Source organism: Hydrogenophaga sp. (genome assembly GCF_031426985.1).
GTDB lineage: Bacteria > Pseudomonadota > Gammaproteobacteria > Burkholderiales > Burkholderiaceae_C > Hydrogenophaga.
This window is the reverse complement of the sequence record NZ_JASJOY010000083.1, coordinates 1-1,308: the sequence shown is the minus strand read 5'-3', so window position 1 is coordinate 1,308 and position 1,308 is coordinate 1. Positions and strand designations below refer to the sequence as shown.

The following is a 1,308-nucleotide window of genomic DNA, read 5'->3' as shown; positions in this document are numbered from 1 at the left end:
GTACCGCCTGTTCCGCTGCCACACCATCATGAACTGTGTGGACGTCTGCCCCAAGAGCCTGAACCCGACCAAGGCGATTGGCAAGATCAAGGAATTGATGGTCAAGCGCGCGGTCTGATCGCAACGCCCTATCCACACCTTGGACACCACCCCGACCATGGATGCCAGCCCCAACGACGCCCTGCTTGATGCCCGCGCATTGAGCAAGCTGCGCTGGCGCTGCCGCCGCGGACTGCTCGAGAACGATTTGTTCATCGAGCAGTTCTTCGCCAGGCACGACTCTGGCCTGACCGTCAGCCAGGCCGAAGCTCTCGGCGTTTTAATGGACCTCTCGGACAACGACCTGCTCGATCTGCTGCTGGTCCGCAAAACGCCCGAAGGCGACCTGGCCCGCCCCGACGTCACGCAAGTGCTCGGCATGCTGATCGCCGCCCGGCGACCCGTTTGAAGCCTCTCCAACAAGGAACCCGCATGAAACTCGTAGACAACAAAGCCACCTTGTCGTTCTCCAACGGCAGCCCCAGCGTCGAGATGCCGGTGTACGGCGGCAGCATCGGTCCGGATGTGATCGACATCCGCAAGCTGTATGCACAAACCGGCATGTTCACCTACGACCCCGGTTTCCTGTCCACGGCGGCCTGCCAGTCGGCCATCACCTACATCGATGGCGACAAGGGTGAACTGCTGTACCGCGGCTACCCGATCGAGCAGCTGGCCACGCAGGCCGACTACCTCGACACCTGCTACCTGCTGCTCAACGGCGAACTGCCCAACGAGAAAGAGCGCGGCGACTTCCACAAGCTCGTGATCAACCACACGATGGTCAACGAGCAGATGCAGTTCTTCCTGCGCGGCTTCCGCCGCGACGCCCACCCCATGGCCGTGCTGACCGGCCTGGTGGGCGCGCTGTCGGCCTTCTATCACGACAGCACCGACATCAACAACCCGGAGCACCGCCACATCGCTGCGATCCGCCTGATCGCCAAGATGCCCACGCTGGTCGCCATGTCCTACAAGTACGGCATCGGTCAGCCCTACATGTACCCGCGCAACGACCTGAGCTACTCGGGCAACTTCCTGCGCATGATGTTCGGCACGCCCTGTGAGGACTACAAGGTCAACCCGGTGCTGGAAAAGGCCCTGGACCGCATCTTCATCCTGCACGCCGACCACGAGCAGAACGCGTCCACCTCCACGGTGCGCCTGTGCGGTTCGTCGGGCACCAACCCGTTTGCTGCCATCGCGGCCGGCGTGGCCTGCCTGTGGGGTCCGGCCCACGGCGGCGCCAACGAAGCCTGCCTGAACATG

The 1,308-nt window shown here is 63.1% G+C and carries 2 protein-coding genes and 1 pseudogene; all 3 read left to right on the top strand.

What is annotated here, in order from left to right; all coding sequences use genetic code 11:
• A pseudogene (sdhB, locus tag RMP09_RS10585) lies at window positions 1-118 on the top strand (succinate dehydrogenase iron-sulfur subunit); the annotation flags it as partial.
• A 39-nt stretch (window positions 119-157) separates the two neighbouring features.
• Window positions 158-448 (top strand): succinate dehydrogenase assembly factor 2, encoded by a 291-nt coding sequence (locus tag RMP09_RS10580; RefSeq protein ID WP_310565945.1) that lies wholly within the window; start codon window positions 158-160, stop codon window positions 446-448.
• A 23-nt stretch (window positions 449-471) separates the two neighbouring features.
• A partial coding sequence (gltA, locus tag RMP09_RS10575) for a citrate synthase (RefSeq protein WP_310565944.1) occupies window positions 472-1,308 on the top strand: 837 nt, incomplete at its 3' end.